Raw genomic sequence first — 19,605 nt, forward strand, 5'->3', positions numbered from 1 at the left:
GCGCCTCCCCTCCCCAGGTGGCCGTCCAGTCAAGCGTGTCCCCTCCGATGTGTCGAGCAACTACCTTCATTCCCGTCACACTTGCCTCAGGGAACACACCACGGGACGGGTGAACGACATGAGCGAGACGCGTACCGGCAGCGGCAAGGTGGTCGTGAACAGGGCGATGTCGCTCGACGGCTTCGTCGCCGGTCCCGACGACGAGATGGACTGGATCATCGACGCCGTGCCGCTCGACGAGCTCGCGGCGAACGCGGCGGCCACCGGCGCCATGCTCGTCGGCCGACGGACCTACGACGTGGGCGCGCGCATGAGGGCCGAACGGCCCGACAGCACCGACTACCCCTTCGCCGGTCCCCTCTTCCTCCTCACCCACCGGCCGCCGGACCCGCCCGACCCGGCGGTCACCGTCCTCACCGGCGACATCGCCCAGGCGGTCGCCACGGCCCGCGCCGCCGCGGGCGGCAAGGACCTGGAGATCCTCGGCTCCGACGTCGCCGCCCAGTGCCTGCGCCGCGGCCTCGTCGACGAACTCCTCGTGTACGTCCTCCCGGTCCTCCTCGGCGACGGCATCCGCTTCCTGCCCCCGGGCCTCCCCGGCACCGACCTGGAACCGCTCTCCTCCACGCGCTCGGGCGCCGTCACGGTCCTCCGCTTCCGCGTCCGCCGCACGGCGTCCTGAAATCGTTCGCCGAGCGGCACTTGGGAACACGCGACCCCGGTCCGCACAACCTTTCGCCCTCTCGGAAGTCTCACCCATGAGGCGCATGGTGCGCCTGATGCATCCGGGAGGAATGACCCGTGCCCCTGGCTCGCCCGACCCGACGCCGGCTCGCCGCCGCCGTCACCACCGTCCTCGCCGTCACCCTCGGTGCGAGCGCGCTGACCGCCCCCGCGCACGCCGTGCCGGCGGCGAACGGGGTCCTCACGGCGACCCCGGCGACCACCGCCGCCGACCCGATTCCGTACCCCGTGAACGGCCGGCTGATGGGAGCCGGGGTGTCCGGCTTCCTCACGGCCGCGCCCGACAGCACCCTGACGTGGCACCGGTACGCGGACGGTTCCGGGCAGACGTACGGGTACCACGCCACCCTGCGGTCGACGCGGACCACCGACTACCTCGTCCGGCGGGAGACGAACAAGATCACGCAGACGAACCTGAGCACGAACGACTCCATGGGGGTCTTCGTCGGGGCGGCGACGACGGACGGTGCGAAGTACGTCGGCTCGGCGGCCGACGCCGTCTTCACGACCGTCGTGACCGAGACGGGCACGGTGCTCCGCAAGCACAGCAGGGCGGTCCCCAGCGCGACGGTGACCGGCCTCCCCTCGGACGCGATCTCCGTCGAGGTCACGCCGGCCACTCCCGAGCACGCCAAGGTCAGCTTCCTCCAGGGCTCGGTGGCCAAGTGGGCCCTGATCGATCTCGCCACCGGCGGCGTCGGCGACATCCGCGAGCGGGCGGTCGGCTTCGAGGCGGTGTCCGAGACGCACACCGCCTGGGCCGTGGGCGAGGCGACGGACCGGCCGCCGCAGGTCTTCGTCGCGGACCTCGCCACCGGCGCCGTACAGGAGGTCCCGGTCGCCCCGGTGCCGTCGTCGGGCTACTTCCACGTCGCCCTGGTCGGTGACTGGGTCGTGTACGGGCAGATGGGCGGCATGTCCTTCAGCAACCCCAGCGTGCACGTCCCCCTCACCGCCTACAACTTCGTCACCAAGAAGTCGGTGAAGCTGCTCGACCACGCATGGGGGCTCGCGCCCGCTCCCGACGGCGGCCTCTACGCGCGCGGCGGCATCGTCGGGCAGGGCGAGGGCTTGTACCGGGTCGCGGACACGGGCGGCGAGACCCCGGGCGTCGAGAAGGTCGCGACGACCGGCGAGCCCACCGAACTCGTCGTCACGAACGTCGCCGTTCCCCCGGCGGTCCTCGACCTCGACGCGAACGACGGGTTCACCTTCCGGTGGAACCTGTCCCGGGAGATGGGGAACGCGACGGTCACCGTGCGCCACGTACGCACCGGGAAGACCCAGTCCGCCACCCTCTGCTGCGGCGCCACGGAGGCGGTGTTCGCCTGGCAGGACAACAACTGGGACGAAGAGGTCCCCAACGGCGACTTCACCTGGGAGATCGTCGCCCGTCCGGACAACGGCATCGGTCCGGACGCCGTCCGCGCGGGCACCTTCAAGGTCGTCCGCAAGACCGCGCCGCACGACTTCGACGACAACGGCACCCCCGACCTCCTCACCCGGGACTCCGCCGGCCGCCTGTGGCGCACCGACCTCTTCTACCGCCCGATCGACGAGCAGAGGGGCGTCCACGAGGCCGGGCCCCGGGCACTCATCGGTTCCGGCTGGAACATCTACGACCGCATCGAGGCCACCGGCGACCTGGGCGGCTCCCCGGTCGGCGACATCCTGGCCCGCGAGAAGTCCGGCGTGCTCTGGCTCTACCCGGGCAACGGCGTCGGCTCCTTCGGCACCCGCGTCAAGGTCGGCACCGGCTGGCAGATCTACGACAAGATCGCGGTCGGCAGCGACCTCACGAACGACGGCCGCCCCGACGCCGTCGCCACCGACAGGTCCGGCGGCCTCTGGCTCTACCCCGGCACCGGCGACGCCGCCAAGCCCTTCGCCGGCCGCAAGCAGATCGGCACCGGCTGGGGGATCCACAACGAGCTCGCCACCGTGGGCAACATCGCCGGCGGCCCCGCCGGCGACCTCGTCGCCCGCGACAAGGACGGCGTCCTCTGGCAGTACCTCGGCAAGGGCGACGGCACCTTCGCCCCCCGCACCCGCATCGGCGCCGGCTGGAACGCCTTCGGCGCACTCATCGGCTCCGGCGACACCGACGGCGACGGCCGCCCCGACCTCATCGGCATCGGCGCGGCCTACTACTCCTCGGCCCTCTACAAGGGCACCGGCGACTGGAAGGCCGCCTTCCGCCCCGCCGAGGCGACGTACCTCGAACCGGTCCACTCCCTGGACCTCGTGTTCTGATCCCCCCGCACGACAGAGGGCGCGACCACCGGTCGCGCCCTCTTCGTTCGTCATTCCCCCGCTAAACCCAGGTGTCCAGCCACATCCGGTTTCTCCACTGGTCCAGTGGAATGGGGGTGCCGGTGTAGATGGGCCAGAAGTAGATGAAATTCCAGACGATGAGCAGGACGAGACAGCCGGCGGCCACCGCGCCGAATGTGCGGCGTCTTTCGGATGAGCCGCGGGGGCCGACGAGGGCGCCCAGCATCATGGCGACGGCGAGACAGAGGAAGGGGACGAAGACGACCGCGTAGAAAAGGAAGATGGTGCGTTCCTGGTAGAGGAACCAGGGGAGCCAGCCGGCCGCGACGCCGCAGGCGATGGCGCCCGCGCGCCAGTCACGGCGGAAGGCCCAGCGCCACAGGACGTACAGGACGGCGAAGCAGGCGGCCCACCACAGGAGCGGGGTGCCGAGGGCGAGCACCTCCTGGGCGCACTTCTCCTTCGCGGTGGACGGACAGCCGTTGGTGCCGGGCGCGGGGGACTCGTAGAAGTACGAGACGGGGCGGCCGAGGACGATCCAGGACCAGGGGTTCGACTGGTAGGTGTGCGGCGAGGTCAGGCCGACGTGGAACGTGTACACCTCGGACTCGTAGTGCCAGAGGCTGCGCAGCCAGTCGGGCAGCCAGCCCCAGGTGCCGCCGCCGCCCACCAGCTTGTCGTGGTCGGTGGCCCAGTGGCGGAAGTACCCCTTGTCGGAGGCGAGCCAGCCGCTCCAGGTCGCCAGGTAGGTGGCGAGGGCCACCGGGACGACCGACACGAACGCCGGGACCAGGTCCTTCCTCAGGACGGCGAGGTGCGGGCGGACGGCGCCGGCGGTGCGGCGGCCGGCGACGTCCCACAGGACGGTCATCAGACCGAAGCCGACCATGACGTACAGGCCGTTCCACTTGGTCGCGGCCGCCAGGCCGAGGCAGACGCCCGCCGCGATCCGCCAGGGCCGCCGGCCCAGGCGCAGGGACTCCGCGATCTCCGCGTCGGGGCGCAGGACGCCCTCCTCGTCCTCCGGGAGCGCCGCCGCGAGCCGCGACCGGGTCCGGTCGCGGTCCAGGACGAGGCAGCCGAAGGCCGCGAGCACGAAGAACATCAGCACCTGGTCGAGGAGCGCGGTGCGGCTCATCACGAAGTGCAGCCCGTCGACGGCCAGCAGCAGGCCGGCCAGGCATCCCAGGAACGTCGAGCGGAACAGACGGCGGCCGATCCGGCACAGCATCAGCACCGACAGCGTGCCCAGCAGCGCCACCATGAAGCGCCAGCCGAACGGCTCGAAGCCGAACAGCTTCTCACCGACGCCGATCACCCACTTGCCCATCGGCGGGTGGACGACGTACCCGGGATCGGTCGGGACGAGCACCGCGCCCGGGTCGGACAGGATCGTCTTGTCGATGTCCTTCGGCCAGGCGCCCTCGTACCCCTGGTTGATCAGGGCCCAGGAGTCCTTGGCGTAGTACGTCTCGTCGAATATCACCGCGTGCGGCTTGCCCAGGTTCCAGAACCGCAGCAGGCCGGCGACCGCCGTGACCAGCAGCGGACCGCCCCAGGCCATCAGCCGCCAGAGCCGCTCGGCCGGCGCGGGGCCGAGGCCGAGCAGCGACCACACGCGCGGGGAGGGACGGGTGTACGTCGGGACGAGCCGCTCCCGCAGCCCGATGGGTGCGGTGCTTCCGGCGGGCGGCACATAGCCGAAACGCCGCAGCCGCTGCTGCCACGAAGAGGGCTCTGCCACGGCGTGCCGGCCCTCCAGGGTCTCGGGTGCGGTACTGGTCACGGCGCCATCGTAGGGAACGCGCCTGTGCGCGTCGCCTGTCCGGGCTGGGAGGATGTCCCGTGTGACAGGAACGCTGGTACTCGCAGGGACCCCCATCGGTGACATCGCGGACGCTCCGCCCCGACTCGCCACCGAACTGGAGAACGCGGACATCGTGGCCGCCGAGGACACCCGGAGGCTGCGCGGACTGACCCGGGCGCTCGGCATCCACACCTCGGGCCGGGTCGTCTCCTACTTCGAGGGGAACGAGTCCGCCCGGACGCCCGAGCTCGTGGAGGCGCTGGTCGGCGGCGCCCGCGTGCTCCTCGTGACCGACGCCGGCATGCCGTCCGTGTCGGACCCCGGCTACCGGCTGGTCGCCGCCGCCGTCGAGCAGGACGTCAAGGTGACCGCCGTCCCCGGCCCGTCCGCCGTCCTCACCGCGCTCGCCCTCTCCGGCCTGCCCGTGGACCGCTTCTGCTTCGAGGGCTTCCTCCCCCGCAAGGCGGGCGAACGCCTCGGGCGGCTCCGCGAGGTCGCCGACGAGCGCCGCACCCTCGTCTACTTCGAGGCCCCGCACCGCCTCGACGACACCCTCGCCGCCATGGCCGAGGTGTTCGGCGCCGAGCGGCGTGCCGCCGTCTGCCGCGAGCTGACCAAGACCTACGAGGAGGTCAAGCGCGGCCCGCTGGCCGAGCTCGCCGCCTGGGCGGCCGAGGGCGTCCGCGGCGAGATCACCGTCGTCGTCGAGGGCGCCCCGGAGACCGGCCCCGCCGAGCTCGACGCCGAGGAGCTGGTGCGCAGGGTGCGGGTGCGCGAGGAGGCGGGCGAGCGCCGCAAGGAGGCGATCGCCGCGGTCGCGGCCGAGGCGGGACTTCCCAAGCGGGAGGTGTTCGATGCGGTCGTGGCGGCAAAGAACGCCGAAGCGTCGGGCCCCGGAAAAGGTAAAGGGCTAACCTGAAAGGCAAAGCCGAACCCGGCGCCGGGACATTTCCCTGGGCGCTTGGCAAGGGAAGAGCCAAAAGCCTTCCATGGTTCGTCCCGCGCTGATGCGCTCCGGCCCGAAAAGGCGTCCACTGATCAGTGGAGAGGAGCTGGCATGAGCGAGATCACCGGCACCGGCATATCCGTCGCCCATGAGGCGTACGCCTTCGCCTGCATGCGCTGCGGATACGGCTGGGAGCAGGCGTACGACATCGAGCACCACGTCGACGCCGCCGGCCAGGAATTCGTCGTCTACAAGGCCGACGGGGAGCGGGTCCCGTCACCGCTGTCCAGTCCCACGTGCATGAACTGCGGCGGCCATGTCGTCCGGATCATGCGGGCGGGGCAGGTGTCGTCGATGCTCGACCTGATCGCCGCGACCGAGAAGCACCAGCACGGGGCGCGGGCGACGAAGCCCGTCTCGCCGGCGGGTCCGATCGGCCAGGAGCTGACCGAGGACACCCCCGAGAAGCCGCCGGTGCCGCACAACTGGCACCTGTCGGACCTGCTGCATCCTTTCCGCCGCAACAAGTAGCGCCTTGGCGGTGGCGCTCATGGCCCTCGTACGATCGGGCCATGAGTGCCAAGGACGCCCCGCCGCCGCTGCCCGAACCCCTCCTCGTGGAGGTCGCGGACTCGCACACCCACCTCGACATGCAGTCGGGGACCGTCGAGGAGGCGCTGGTGAAGGCCGCCGCCGTCGGCGTGACGACGGTCGTGCAGGTCGGCTGCGACGTGAAGGGCTCCCGGTGGGCGGCGGAGACGGCCGCCGCGCACGCGAACGTGCACGCGGCCGTGGCGCTGCACCCCAACGAGGCGCCCAGGATCGTCCTCGGGGACCCCGACGGCTGGTCGCGGCAGGGCGCCCGTGAGGGCGGCGGCGACGCGGCCCTCGACGAGGCGCTCGCCGAGATCGACCGCCTCGCCGCGCTGCCGCACGTGCGCGGGGTCGGCGAGACCGGCCTCGACTTCTTCCGCACGGGGCCGGACGGCATCGCCGCGCAGGAGCGTTCCTTCCGCGCCCACATCGAGATCGCCAAGCGACACGGCAAGGCGCTGGTGATCCACGACCGGGAGGCGCACGCCGACGTGCTGCGCGTCCTGGACGAGGAGGGCGCCCCGGACCGGACCGTCTTCCACTGCTACTCCGGCGACGCCGCGATGGCCGAGATCTGCGCCGCCAAGGGCTACTACATGTCCTTCGCCGGCAACGTCACCTTCAAGAACGCCCAGCCGCTGCGCGACGCGCTCGCCGTCGCCCCGCTGGAGCTGGTCCTCGTCGAGACCGACGCCCCCTTCCTGACCCCGGCACCCTTCCGCGGCCGGCCCAACGCGCCGTACCTGATCCCCGTCACCGTGCGGGCGATGGCCCAGGTGCGGGGGATCGGCGAGAACGAGCTCGCCGAGGCGATCGCCGTGAACACGGCCCGTGCCTTCGATTACTGATCCATAACGGTTACGTGTCGTAGTCGGGTCGTCCGGGAGAGTGATGGCGGGCGGGGCTAGGGTCCCGGCCTCGTGAGCACTTCCCAGGGCAGTCACCGAGCGGGGCGGCGGGGCGCGGCCCTGTCCGTCCACGACCAGCCGACCCAGGCGGCGCCCCTCGTCATGCCGGGCGCCTGGCCGGAGACCGGGCCGGACGGCGGGCGGGGGGCCCGGCCCGCGGCGGGTCCGGCGGCCGGTCCCGCTTCCGGCGTCGTTCCGGGGCAGGGGTCCCGGGCCGGCTCCCGGCGGGCCGCCCGGCGCAAGAAGGCGTCCGGGGGAGCCGGTGACGGGCTGCGGCGGCTGGTCCCGCAGGCCCTCGTCGTCGCGTTCCTCGCCGGCGGCACCAGCGCCTTCGTCGCCGACGACAAGGCCGTCCGGCTCTCCGTCGACGGCGTGCCGCGCACCCTGCACACCTTCGCGGACGAGGTCGACGAGCTCCTCGCGGACGAGGGCCTGGCCGTCGGCCCGCACGACATCGTCGCCCCCGCGCCCGGCGAGGCGCTGGCCAGCGGCGACGAGGTCGTCGTCCGGTACGGCCGCCCGGTCGCCCTCACCCTCGACGGGCAGCGCCGCCAGGTGTGGACGACCGCCCGGACCGTCGAGGGGGCGCTGCGCCAGCTCGGGGTCCGCGCGGAGGGCGCGTACCTCTCCGTGTCCCGCGCGGCGCCGATCTCGCGGCAGGGCCTGGCCCTCGACGTGCGGACCGAGCGGACGGTGACGTTCCTCGCCGACGGGCGCGAGCGGACCGTGCGGACGAACGCCGCCACCGTCCGCGAGGCGCTCGTCGAGGCCGGGATCACCCTGTCGGGCCAGGACACGACGTCCGTGCCGTCCGGCGCGTTCCCCCGCGACGGCCAGACGGTCAACGTGCTGCGGATCACCGGCTCCCGGCAGGTGCGGGAGGAGGCGATCCCGTACGCCGTCGAGCGGGTCCGCGACCCGGAACTCTTCGCCGGCACCGAGACCGTCGAGCGGCAGGGCGTCCCGGGCGTCCGCCGCGTCACCTACAGCCTCCGCACGGTCAACGGCGTCAGGCAGAGGCCGCGCAGGATCGGCGAGGAGATCGTCCGCGAGCCGGTCAGCCGCAAGGTGCGGATCGGCACCCGGCCGCTGCCCACGTCCGTCGCCGGCGCCGACGGGCTCGACTGGGCCGCGCTCGCCGCCTGCGAGTCCGGCGGCCGCCCGAACGCCGTCGACCCCTCGGGGACGTACGGCGGCCTGTACCAGTTCGACCCCGGCACCTGGCGCTCCCTCGGCGGCAGCGGCACCGCCCAGAACGCCCCCGCCGCCGAGCAGACCTTCCGCGCCAAGAAGCTCTACGTCCAGCGCGGCGCCGGCCCCTGGCCGCACTGCGGCCGACGGCTGTTCCGCTGAGCACGACCGGCCGGGGGGGGTACGGGACGGGCCGCGGCGGGGCCGGGCCCGGGGGTCCCGGGCCCGGCCCCGCCGTCACGGTCCGGCCCCGCCGTCGCGGGCCGACGCAGCCGTCACGGCCCGACCCCGCGGCCCGTCGCGGCGGGGTCGGGCCGGTGAGCCGTAGGTCGGCCGTGGCGGGGCCCCGTAGGCTGTACCGGTGAGCACCACCACCGGCCCCGAAAGCCCCGACGCCCTCCTCGGCCCCGCCGACATCCGTGAGCTGGCCGCCGCCCTCGGCGTGCGCCCCACGAAGCAGAAGGGCCAGAACTTCGTCATCGACGCCAACACCGTCCGGCGGATCGTCCGCACGGCCGAGGTGCGGCCCGACGACGTGGTCGTGGAGGTGGGTCCCGGACTCGGCTCCCTCACGCTGGCGCTCCTGGAGGCGGCGGACCGGGTGACGGCCGTCGAGATCGACGACGTGCTCGCCGCCGCGCTGCCCGCCACGATCCAGGCCCGCATGCCGGCCCGCGCCGACCGCTTCGCGCTCGTCCACTCCGACGCCATGCACGTCCAGGAGCTGCCGGGCCCGGCGCCGACCGCGCTCGTCGCCAACCTGCCGTACAACGTGGCCGTGCCGGTCCTGCTCCACATGCTGGAGCGGTTCCCGACCATCGAGCGGACCCTCGTCATGGTCCAGGCCGAGGTCGCCGACCGGCTCGCCGCGAAGCCCGGCAACAAGGTGTACGGCGTCCCGTCGGTCAAGGCGAACTGGTACGCCGAGGTGAAGCGGGCCGGCTCCATCGGCCGCAACGTCTTCTGGCCCGCGCCCAACGTCGACTCCGGCCTGGTCTCCCTGGTCCGCCGGGCCGAGCCCCTCCCCACCACCGCCTCCCGCCAGGAGGTCTTCGCGGTCGTCGACGCGGCCTTCGCCCAGCGCCGCAAGACGCTCCGCGCGGCCCTCGCCACCTGGGCGGGCTCGCCCGCCCGGGCCGAGGAAGCGCTCGTGAAGGCCGGCATCTCGCCGCAGGCGCGCGGCGAGATGCTGACCGTGGAGGAGTTCGTCCGGATCGCGGAGGCGAAGGCGTGAGCGGAGGGGAAGGCCTGAGCGGCGGTACGGGCGTCGGCGGCGGCGCGGCCGCGCGGGGCGTCACCGTGCGCGTCCCCGCCAAGGTGAACGTGCAGCTGGCGGTCGGGGCGGCGCGGCCCGACGGTTTCCACGACCTGGCCAACGTCTTCCTGGCCGTCTCGCTGTTCGACGAGGTGACCGCGACCCCCGCCGCCGGGCTGACGATCACGTGCGAGGGCCCGGACGCCGACAAGGTGCCGCTGGACCGCACGAACCTGGCCGCGCGGGCCGCCGAGCTGCTCGCGGCACGGCACGGCATCTCGCCGGACGTGCACCTGCACATCGCCAAGGACATCCCGGTCGCCGGCGGCATGGCGGGCGGCAGCGCCGACGGCGCGGGCGCGCTGCTCGCGTGCGACGCCCTGTGGGGACTGGGCTCCTCCCGCGAGGAGCTCCTGGAGATCTGCGCGGAGCTGGGCTCCGACGTGCCGTTCAGCCTCGTGGGCGGGGCCGCGCTCGGCACCGGGCGGGGCGAGAAGCTCACCGGGCTGCCGGTGGGCGGGACCTTCCACTGGGTGTTCGCGGTCGCCGACGGCGGTCTGTCGACGCCGACGGTGTTCCGCGAGTTCGACCGCCTCACCGAGGACGTGGAGATCCCCGAGCCGGCCGCTTCCCCGGTCCTCCTGGACGCCCTGCGCACCGGCGACACCACCGCCCTCGCGGGCGCCCTCGCCAACGACCTCCAGGCCCCGGCGCTCTCCCTGCGCCCCTCGCTCGCCGCGACCCTCGCGGCCGGCACCGAGGCGGGCGCCCTCGCCGCGCTGGTCTCCGGCTCCGGCCCGACGACCGCCTTCCTCGTGAAGGACGCGGAGGCCGCGGCGACCGTGGCCGCCGCCCTGATCGCCTCGGGCACCTGCCGCACGGCCCGTCCGGCGACCTCCCCGGCACCGGGCGGGACGGTCCTCTAGCGCTTGTTCTTGGAGATCCCGGCCAGGAGCAGGTTCGGGTCGGGGTCCTCCGTGTCGAAGTACGCCGCGCTGTTCACGTGGACGGTCTTGGCGCGCCCCGCGATCGAGGTCGGGTCGTCGAGCCCGTCGGCCCGGGCCCGTACTCATCCGCCGGTTGAGTATCCGCGCCCTGACGGCGGACCGGGCGGGCGCGGGACCGTGCGGGCATGGGAATGAGTGCGCGTGAACTCGCCGCCGCGACGCCTGCGACGCGGGACCGGTACGTCGATCTGCTGCGGGTCGCCTCGCTGGGGGTGGTGGTGCTCGGACACTGGCTGATGGCGGCGGTCACCGGTGACGGGCAGGTGGGGAACCTGCTCGCGGTCGTGCCGGAACTCCAGGTGGTGACCTGGGTGTTCCAGGTGATGCCGGTGTTCTTCTTCGTCGGCGGCTTCTCGCACGCCCTGGCCCACCGGTCGCGTCCGAGGTACGCGGAGTTCCTGCGTGCCCGGCTCCAGCGGCTGCTGCGGCCGACGATGGTGTTCGTCGGGGTGTGGGGGGCCGCCGCGCTCGTGCTCCAGCTCGCCGGGGCCGACGGCGGCCTCGCGGGGGTGGCGCTGCGGCTGGTCACGCAGCCGCTGTGGTTCATCGGGATCTACCTGGCGATGGTGGCGTTCACGCCGCCGCTGCTGCGGGCGCACGAGCGGTGGGGCTGGGGCGCGTTCGGCGTGCTCGCGGGCGGCGCGGTCCTCGTGGACGTGCTGCGGTTCGCGGCGGACGTGCCGTTCGTGGAGTTCCTGAACTTCGCGTTCGTGTGGCTGGCGGTGCACCAGCTCGGCTTCCTGCGCGCCGACGGGATGATCCGCCGCCCGGCGCTCCTCGCGGGCGCGGGCCTGGTCGGGGCCGCGGCGCTGGTGGCCCTGGGGCCGTATCCGCTGTCGATGGTGGGGATGCCCGGCGAGAAGGTGTCGAACATGGCGCCTCCGACGCTCGCCCTGCTCTGCCACGGCCTGTGGCTGGTCGGCGCGGTGGAACTCCTGAAGGGGCCGGGGGCGCGTCTCGTCGCGCGGGCCGGGGTGTGGCGGACGGTGGTCGCGGCCAACGGGATCGCGATGACGGCGTTCCTGTGGCACCTGACGGCGATGCTCGGGACGTACGGGACGATGCTCGGGCTCGGCGTCGGCCTGCCGGTCCCGGCCTCGGGCGCCTGGTGGGCGCAGGTCCCGCCGCGGTTCGCGGTGGCGGGCGCGCTGACGGCGCTGCTCGTCGCGGTCTTCCGCCGCTTCGAGGCGCCCGTCCCGGCCGCCCCGGCGACCGACGAGGGCGGTCCGCTCGCCGCCCTCGGCATCACCCTGGCGCTCTTCGGCGTCCTGGGCCTGTCCCTGACGGGCTTCGCCGGGCTCCTGGAGGGGCATGCGGCGACCCTGATCGCGGTCCCGGTCACGGCGCCCGCGGCCGTCGGTCTCGCGCTGGCGGGGTGGCTGCTGGTGGAGCGGGCCGGGCGGCGTCGGCGAACCGGCTGACGGCCGGGTCAGTCGTCGAGGCGCTCGTCGTCTATGTCCACGGTCACGGTGCCCGGCGGGTAGAGGTCCGGCCGGTCCGTCAGGATCAGGTCCATGGTGGGGCGGTGGGGCGCGGGCAGCGCGGTGTAGAGCGCGTGGCAGACGTCGGGTCCGCCGAAACCGCCGCGGACCATCCGCGCCACGGTCACCGATGCGACCGTGTCGAGGGGGACGACGTCGATGCCCGGCAGCGCCAGGGTGGAGTCACCCGCGCCTTCGCCCTCGGTCTCGGTCTCGGCCTGGAGCAGGCACAGGGCGGGCACCTGGAGGTGACGGAACGGTGATGCGGCCGCGTTGTCGGCGACCCGCTGGAGCTTGCGGTGGCCGCGTGCGAGGGCGAGCACCGCCGAGGTGTCGAGGATGATCACGCCGTCGTGTCCCCGAGGGTCCTGCGGGCGTTCGAGGCGGCGATCTCGTAGACCTTGTCCAGCGCGTTCGGGGTCGCGTCGAATTCCTCGTCGGTCAGGGTGGAGCGCATCCGCTCGCGCATGATCCGCCGGCTCTCGGCCACCTTGTCCCGGGCCTGCGCGGCGGTGAGCTGGGTCGCGGCCAGTTCCGTGACGAGTGCTCCTATCGTGGTGCCCCGCTCGCGGGCCAACGAGGCGAGGTGGTCGCGGGTGGTGTCCGGCACCTTGATGGTGGAGTCAGCCATACGGCGAGGGTACACCGCGGGTATACCGGAGGTGTACCCGTGGTGGCGACGTACCCTGGGACGTCGATCGATCCCCCGTACAGGAGTCAACGTGGCCGTCAACCTGGTCAATGTCGAGGCAGTCACCAAGGTGTACGGCACCCGTGCCCTGCTCGACGGCGTCTCGCTCGGCGTCTCCGAGGGGGACCGGATCGGGGTCGTGGGCCGCAACGGCGACGGCAAGACCACCCTCATCCGGATGCTGGCGAAGCTGGAGGAGGCCGACACCGGCCGGATCACCCACAGTGGCGGGCTGCGCCTCGGCGTCCTCACCCAGCACGACTCGCTCGACCCGAAGGCCACCATCCGGCACGAGGTCATCGGCGTCATGGCCGACCACGAGTGGGCCGGCAGCGCCAAGATCCGCGACGTGCTCACCGGGCTCTTCGGCGGCCTGGACCTGCCCGGCTTCGAGAACGGCCTCGACACCGTCATCGGCCCGCTCTCCGGCGGCGAGCGGCGGCGCATCGCGCTCGCCAAGCTCCTCATCGAGGACCAGGACCTCCTCGTCCTCGACGAGCCCACCAACCACCTCGACGTCGAGGGCATCTCCTGGCTCGCCCAGCACCTCCAGACGCGCCGCTCGGCGCTCGTCTGCGTCACCCACGACCGCTGGTTCCTCGACCAGGTCTGCACCCGCATGTGGGACGTGCAGCGCGGTGACGTCCACGAGTACGAGGGCGGTTACTCCGACTACGTCTTCGCCCGTGCCGAGCGCGAGCGCCGCGCCGCCACGGAGGAGACCAAGCGGCAGAACCTGATGCGCAAGGAGCTGGCCTGGCTGCGGCGCGGCGCCCCCGCCCGCACCTCCAAGCCGCGCTACCGCATCGAGGCGGCCAACGAGCTGATCGCCGACGTGCCGCCGCCGCGCGACACCAGCGAGCTGATGAAGTTCGCGAACGCCCGCCTCGGCAAGACGGTCTTCGACCTGGAGGACGTGAGCGTCACCGCCGGCCCCAAGGAGCTGCTCAAGCACCTCACCTGGCAGCTCGGCCCCGGCGACCGCATCGGTCTCGTCGGCGTCAACGGCGCCGGCAAGACCTCACTCCTGCGCGCGCTCGCCGACGCGGCCGTCAGCGGGGGCGAGGAGCAGCCCGCCGCCGGGAAGATCGTCGTCGGCAGGACCGTCCGCCTCGCCTACCTCTCCCAGGACGTCACCGAACTCCCGGCCACCCTGCGCGTCCTGGAGGCCGTGCAGCAGATCCGCGACCGCGTCGACCTGGGCAAGGGCCGCGAGATGACGGCCGGGCAGCTGTGCGAGCAGTTCGGCTTCTCCAAGGAGAAGCAGTGGACGCCGGTCGGCGACCTCTCCGGTGGCGAGCGCCGCCGCCTCCAGCTGCTGCGCCTGCTGATGGACGAGCCCAACGTCCTCTTCCTCGACGAGCCCACCAACGACCTCGACATCGAGACCCTCACCCAGCTGGAGGACCTCCTCGACGGCTGGCCGGGCTCCATGGTCGTCATCTCCCACGACCGGTTCTTCATCGAGCGCACCACCGACAAGACGTTCGCGCTGCTCGGCGACAAGACCCTGCGGATGCTGCCGCGCGGCATCGACGAGTACCTGGAGCGGCGCCAGAGGATGATCGAGGCGTCCGTCCCGACGCCCGCCGCCGCCCCCGCGCAGGCGAAGCCCGGCGTCTCCGCCGCGGACGCCCGCGCCGCCAAGAAGGAGCTGCAGAAGGTCGAGCGGCAGCTCGACAAGGTCTCCGACAAGGAGGCGAAGCTGCACGCGCGGATCGCCGAGAACGCCACCGATTTCGAGAAGGTGGCGAAGCTCGACGCGGAGCTCCGGGAACTCGCCGGGGAGCGCGAGGAATTGGAGATGCGCTGGCTCGAACTGGCCGAGGACGCATAACGAGGGCATCACAGGCCGGTCCTCCCTTGGGCACAAGGGGCGGACCGGTCGCTTTTGCGCCATCACGTGGGTGGTAGAAAGAAAACCCGCTCACGTCAAGGGGGAACCGCTGATGACCCAGCCGCCCAGCAACCAGCCGCCGGGGGGCTTCGGAGCCCCGCAGGACCCGGCCCAGGGCCCGACCCCGGGCCTGCCGCCCGTACCGCCGGTCCCGCCGCAGGCACCGCCGGCGCCGCAGACGCCGCCGCCCGCCGCGCCGGGTCCGTACGGTCAGCCGACCCAGCCGGGGTACGGCTACCCGCAGGCGCCGGGCCAGCCCGCCGCGCCCGGCCCGTACGGCCAGCAGCCGGGCCAGCCCGCCGCGCCGGGTCCGTACGGCCAGCAGCCGGGCCAGCCCGCCGCGCCGGGTCCGTACGGCCAGCAGCCGAGTCCGTACGGTCAGCAGCAGCCCTACGGCTACCCGCAGCAGGGCCAGCCGCAGGGCCCCTACGGCGGCTACCCCACCCAGCCGATGTACCAGGGCGCCCCCACCCCGCCGCCCGCCTCGGGCGGCGGCCTCAAGGGCCGGACCGGTCTCGTCGCGGCCGTGGCCGCCGGCGCCGTCCTGGTCGCCGCCGTCACGACCTGGGCCGTCGTCTCCGGCGGGGACGACGAGAAGGGCCCGATCGCCGGGCCCACCACCTCCGCCACGAGTTCCGCCGCTCCCAAGCCCACCGAGTCGGTGGACCAGGGCGACGGCTCCGGCGACGGCCGGGGCGGCGAGGACGACCTCAACGCGGACCGCAAGCCCGGCGACGCCAAGGTCAGCTGGCTGCTCAAGAACGACGTCGACCTGCCCCGCAACGGCTCCGACGTGTTCGGCCCGTGGATCGTCGGCGAGACCGTCGTCAAGGCCATGTACAAGGGCGTCGACGGGTACGGCCTGAGCGACGGCAAGCGCAAGTGGCACGTCGACCTGCCGTTCGAGCTGTGCGCGGCCCCGCCGCAGCCGGCCGCCGACGGCTCGATGGTGTTCGGGTACGCCGAGAGCGCCAAGGACGGCGCCAAGTGCACCGAGCTCCAGAAGATCGACCTGAACACCGGCAAGACCGGCTGGAAGAAGGCGGTGCCGAAGGCCACCGGCCTCTTCGCCTTCTCCGACAACACCCTGGCCATCAGCGGCAACACGGTCACCGCGGCCGGCACCAGCAGCGCCTACGGCTTCTCGCTCGCCGACGGCCGGCAGCTCTTCAAGGGCGCCACCACCGGCTGCAAGCCCTTCGCCTACGCGGGCGGCAGCAAGCTGATCGCCGCCATGGACTGCCCGTCCGGCAGCACCGGCAAGAAGATCCAGGCGGTCGGCCAGGTCGACCCCAACACCGGCAGGCCGAAGTTCACCTTCCGGCTGGAGGCGAACTGGGAGGTCGACAAGGTCTACTCGGTGGACCCGCTCGTCGTCTCCGCCACCCAGCGCGAGCAGAAGAAGTGGAGCATCTTCGCGCTCGACGCCAACGGCAGGCTCCGCTCGCAGATCCAGGGCGGCACGGACAAGTTCGCGCCCGACTGCGGCGGCAGCTTCGTCATCTTCGGCAAGAACCTCCAGGGCTGCACCGGAGTCGCCGCCGACGCGAACACCTTCTACATGGCGACCGAGGGCGGCTACGGCAAGACCAACGAGGTCGTCGCCTTCGACCTGCGCACCGGCAAGGCCAAGTGGCGCGCCAAGGCGCCCGAGGGGCGGTCGGTGAAGCCGCTGCGCATGGAGGGCTCCGACGTCCTGATGTACGTGACCCCCTTGTACGACCAGGGCGGCGCCGTCGCGACCCTCGCCCCGACCGGCGGCACGCCCCGGATCGTGCTCCAGCACCCGGTCTCGGCCTCCGACGTCGAAGGCAGCTTCTACAGCGCGGGATACGCCTACGGCAACGGCACCTTCGTGGTGGCGAGCGGCCGTGTGTCGGCGTCCAACGACAAGGACGAGATGCAGGTCAAGACCATGATGGCCTTCAGCAAGTGAGGTACACGGACCGATGACGCAGCCACCCCCGCCGCCGCCGAACCGACCGCCGGACCCCCAGGGCGGCTTCGGCGCCCCGACGCCGGAGCCCGGATACGGCTCCCCGCAGCCGGACGCCGGCTACGGCTACCCGCAGCAGGCCCCGCAGCCGGAGCCGGGCTACGGCTACCCGCAGGCGCCGCCGCAGCCGCCGCAGCAGCCCGACCCGGGCTACGGCTACCCGCAGCAGCAGCCGTACGGCTACCCCACGCAGCAGCCGCAGCAGCCGCAGCAGCCGCAGCAGCCGCAGCAGCCGCCGCAGTACGGCGCCTACCAGCAGCCGCAGCAGCCGCCGCAGTACGGCGCCTACCAGCAGCCGCAGCAGCCTCCGTACGGCTATCCGACGCAGCCCCAGCCGTCCTACGGCGGCTACCAGCAGCCGGCGCCCGCCCCCTCGGCGCCGGGCGGCAGGAAGCTGTCCGCCCAGGTCCAGATCGTCATCGCGGCGGTCGTCGCCGTCGCGGTGATCATCGGCGTCGGCATCTGGTACGCCGGTTCCGGCGGTGACGGCAAGGACGAGGCCAAGGGCACCGGCGGCACCTCGCAGGGCACCGACGGCGGCGGTTCCGGCGACACCAAGGGCATCGGCGGGGGCGGCAAGGAGAAGGCCCCCGCGAACACCCTGTCGAAGACGGCCTTCACGGTGGCCGAGCCGAAGGTCCCGGACGTCACGGACGTGTCCGGTTCCTGGCTGACGGACAAGGCGTACGTGAAGACCGGCGTCAACTCGGTCGTCGCCTACGACATCGACAAGGGCACCGTCCTGTGGACGCTGCCGCTGACCGGTCAGGTCTGCGGCGCCTCGCGGCACATGACGGCCGACCACAAGGTGCCGATCCTCTTCGAGGCCAGCAAGCGCGTCGCGCCGCGCTACTACCAGGTGTGCACCGAGGTCGGCATGATCGACCTGAACACCGGCAAGCTGCTGTGGTCGACCTCGGTCACCGGCGGCACCGCCGGCGACCAGAAGGTCCGGTTCAGCGAGGTCACGCTCAGCGGGAAGACCGTCGCGGCCGGCGGCACCGACGGCGGCGCCGCCTTCGACGTGGCCAACGGCAACCCGCGCTGGAAGCCGCAGGCCAACGACGAGAACTGCTACGACCTGGGCTACGGCGGCGGCGAGGGCCTCGTCGCGGTCCGCAAGTGCGGTCCGTACGACAGCCAGTACGTGATGATCCAGAACCTCGACCCGGTCTCGGGCGCCCCGCGCTCGCAGTACAAGATGCCCACCGGCGTGAAGTACGCGTCGGTCGTCTCCACCAAGCCGCTGGTCGTCGCGGCCGACGTCGGCGAGACCGCCGGCGACGGCAGCGGCATCTCGGACTTCTTCTCGATCGACGAGAAGACCGGAAAGCTGAAGGCGAAGATCACGGCGGACGCGGACCAGTACGGTGCCCGCTGCCGCTCGACGAAGGTCGAGGCCTGCTCCCAGGCGCTCGTCGGCAACGGCCGGCTCTACGTGCCGACCGAGGAGCACGAGGGCAGCACCGGCGAGTACGGCGACGAGACCAACGAGATCATCGCCTTCGACCTGACCACCGGGCGCACCCTGCCCGACAAGGCGGACGCCGGCGACAAGTACACCCTGGTCCCCCTCCGGATGGACGGCGGCAACCTCATCGCGTACAAGGAGCCGCCCTACGACAAGGGCGGCCGGATCGTCTCGATCGACGCCGGCACGATGAAGGAGACGCTGCTCCTGGAGAACCCGGGCGAGCGGTCGATCCGCGACGTGGAGAACCAGTTCTCCGTGGACTACTCGGAGATCCTGTACGGCGACGGACGCATGTTCCTGTCCGCCGTGATGATCTCCAAGCCGCGGGCGTCGGCCCCGGCGGACGAGAAGAAGTATCTGGCGGTGTCGTACAGCACCCGCTGAACGCGCTGACGTCGTACGGGCGTTCGTGAGACGGGTACAGCCCGGCGTGTCGGTTCACCCCGACGTGCCGGGCTGTTTGCATACCGCGCAGGGTGGCGAAGAATTCGGGGTCGAGCGGGCCGGCCGGGGGACGGCGGGCCCGGAGGATGGGGGATGACCGGGATGGGCGTACGCCTTGTGGTGGTCGACGACCACCGCCTGCTGGCGGAGGCGCTCGCCTCGGCGCTGAAGCTGCGCGGGCACCGGGTGCTCGCGGCGGGCGCGCCGATGGCGGCGGCTGCGGAGCTGGTGGCGGGCCGGGGGCCGGAGGTCTGTCTGCTCGGCACGGCCGCGCCGGCCGCGCCGGGCGCCTTCGACGTGGTCGTTCGGATCAAGCGGGAGCGGCCCCAGGTGGCCGTGGTGGTGCTCGGTCCGGTGCCGTCGCCGCGTGGGATCGCGGCGGCGTTCGCGGCCGGGGCCTCGGGGTACGTCCGGCACGACGAGCGCATCGAGGGCGTCGAGCGGGCCCTGGTGAAGGCCAGGGCGGGGGAGTCGGCGGTGGCGCCGGCGCTGCTCCAGGGCGCCTTCGCGGAGCTGCTGCACCCGTCGGCGCAGCCGGACGACGAGGCGCAGCGGCTGCTGCGGATGCTCACGCAGCGGGAGGTGGAGGTCCTCGTCCGGGTGGCGGAGGGGGAGGACACCCGGCTGATCGCGGCGGGGATGGGGATCGCGCCGAGCACGGCGCGGACGCACGTGCAGCGGGTCCTGATGAAGCTGGGGGTCGGTTCGCGCCTGGAGGCGGCGGCCCTGGCGGCCCGTACGGGGCTGCTGGACCGGGCGGTTCCGGGGCAGCGCGGCCCCTGCTGAGGCTTTCGCCGAGGCGGCTTTCGAGGTGATGCCGGAGGGCCCCGGGGTGCGGGGCCCGGCTTCGCCATTGACGCTGATGTTTGAATGTGATTCTTTGTGCGTGGTTCTGT

16 protein-coding genes are annotated in these 19,605 nt (G+C 72.9%); 13 read left to right on the forward strand and 3 right to left on the reverse strand.

Annotation, left to right across the window (positions count from 1 at the left end; translation table 11 throughout):
- The first annotated feature begins 118 nt into the window (after positions 1–118).
- Both AC067A_RS19935 and AC067A_RS19940 read left to right on the forward strand, forming a co-directional pair.
- Entirely contained in the window at positions 119–682 is a 564-nt protein-coding gene (locus AC067A_RS19935; protein WP_479243797.1) for a dihydrofolate reductase family protein, read from the forward strand.
- A 119-nt stretch (positions 683–801) separates the two neighbouring features.
- Complete coding sequence (locus tag AC067A_RS19940) at positions 802–2,997, forward strand: FG-GAP repeat domain-containing protein (protein WP_479243798.1); 2,196 nt, start codon at positions 802–804, stop codon at positions 2,995–2,997.
- A gap of 61 nt (positions 2,998–3,058) precedes the next feature.
- On the opposite strand, the gene AC067A_RS19945 is transcribed toward AC067A_RS19940, so the two are convergent.
- The gene (locus AC067A_RS19945) at positions 3,059–4,804 is read right to left on the reverse strand and encodes a dolichyl-phosphate-mannose--protein mannosyltransferase (protein WP_479243799.1); all 1,746 of its coding nucleotides are present in this window, start codon (positions 4,802–4,804) and stop codon (positions 3,059–3,061) included.
- 52 nt (positions 4,805–4,856) lie between these two features.
- Here AC067A_RS19945 and rsmI point away from each other — a divergent pair, with 52 nt between their 5' ends.
- From rsmI to AC067A_RS19980, 7 genes are all read left to right on the forward strand, one after another.
- Positions 4,857–5,744 (forward strand): 16S rRNA (cytidine(1402)-2'-O)-methyltransferase, encoded by an 888-nt coding sequence (rsmI, locus tag AC067A_RS19950; protein WP_479243800.1) that lies wholly within the window; start codon positions 4,857–4,859, stop codon positions 5,742–5,744.
- Positions 5,745–5,882: 138 nt separating this feature from the next.
- On the forward strand, positions 5,883–6,302 hold the full coding sequence (locus AC067A_RS19955; protein ID WP_479243801.1) for a hypothetical protein: 420 nt from the start codon (positions 5,883–5,885) through the stop codon (positions 6,300–6,302).
- 41 nt (positions 6,303–6,343) lie between these two features.
- Entirely contained in the window at positions 6,344–7,213 is an 870-nt protein-coding gene (locus AC067A_RS19960) for a TatD family hydrolase (RefSeq protein WP_479243802.1), read from the forward strand.
- A 72-nt stretch (positions 7,214–7,285) separates the two neighbouring features.
- Entirely contained in the window at positions 7,286–8,626 is a 1,341-nt protein-coding gene (locus tag AC067A_RS19965; RefSeq protein ID WP_479243803.1) for a ubiquitin-like domain-containing protein, read from the forward strand.
- A 199-nt stretch (positions 8,627–8,825) separates the two neighbouring features.
- Positions 8,826–9,698: a 16S rRNA (adenine(1518)-N(6)/adenine(1519)-N(6))-dimethyltransferase RsmA gene (gene rsmA, locus AC067A_RS19970; RefSeq protein ID WP_479243804.1), complete on the forward strand. Its 873-nt coding sequence runs from the start codon at positions 8,826–8,828 to the stop codon at positions 9,696–9,698.
- A 14-nt stretch (positions 9,699–9,712) separates the two neighbouring features.
- Positions 9,713–10,645: a 4-(cytidine 5'-diphospho)-2-C-methyl-D-erythritol kinase gene (locus AC067A_RS19975; protein ID WP_479243913.1), complete on the forward strand. Its 933-nt coding sequence runs from the start codon at positions 9,713–9,715 to the stop codon at positions 10,643–10,645.
- A 206-nt stretch (positions 10,646–10,851) separates the two neighbouring features.
- Positions 10,852–12,147 carry an acyltransferase family protein gene (locus AC067A_RS19980; RefSeq protein ID WP_479243805.1) on the forward strand — a complete coding sequence of 432 codons (1,296 nt, stop codon included), beginning with the start codon at positions 10,852–10,854 and terminating at the stop codon, positions 12,145–12,147.
- 8 nt (positions 12,148–12,155) lie between these two features.
- Here AC067A_RS19980 and AC067A_RS19985 read toward each other — a convergent pair whose 3' ends face one another.
- The gene (locus tag AC067A_RS19985; protein ID WP_479243806.1) at positions 12,156–12,554 is read right to left on the reverse strand and encodes a PIN domain-containing protein; all 399 of its coding nucleotides are present in this window, start codon (positions 12,552–12,554) and stop codon (positions 12,156–12,158) included.
- A complete protein-coding gene (locus AC067A_RS19990; protein WP_479243807.1) occupies positions 12,551–12,838 on the reverse strand; it encodes a hypothetical protein in 288 nt (95 codons plus the stop codon). The genes AC067A_RS19985 and AC067A_RS19990 overlap by 4 nt, the downstream gene beginning before the upstream one ends.
- Positions 12,839–12,929: 91 nt before the next feature.
- Between AC067A_RS19990 and AC067A_RS19995 the strand changes: the two genes are divergently transcribed.
- The 4 genes from AC067A_RS19995 (at position 12,930) to AC067A_RS20010 (ending at position 19,495) form a co-directional block, all read left to right on the forward strand.
- A complete protein-coding gene (locus tag AC067A_RS19995; RefSeq protein ID WP_479243808.1) occupies positions 12,930–14,735 on the forward strand; it encodes an ABC-F family ATP-binding cassette domain-containing protein in 1,806 nt (601 codons plus the stop codon).
- Between the two features lie 112 nt (positions 14,736–14,847).
- Entirely contained in the window at positions 14,848–16,731 is a 1,884-nt protein-coding gene (locus AC067A_RS20000) for an outer membrane protein assembly factor BamB family protein (protein ID WP_479243809.1), read from the forward strand.
- A gap of 13 nt (positions 16,732–16,744) precedes the next feature.
- Positions 16,745–18,649 carry an outer membrane protein assembly factor BamB family protein gene (locus AC067A_RS20005; RefSeq protein ID WP_479243810.1) on the forward strand — a complete coding sequence of 635 codons (1,905 nt, stop codon included), beginning with the start codon at positions 16,745–16,747 and terminating at the stop codon, positions 18,647–18,649.
- Positions 18,650–18,811: 162 nt separating this feature from the next.
- Positions 18,812–19,495, forward strand: a complete 684-nt coding sequence (locus AC067A_RS20010; RefSeq protein WP_479243914.1) for a helix-turn-helix transcriptional regulator — start codon at positions 18,812–18,814, stop codon at positions 19,493–19,495.
- The last annotated feature ends 110 nt before the right edge of the window (positions 19,496–19,605 follow it).

The organism is Streptomyces sp. NPDC043176 (assembly GCF_056436715.1).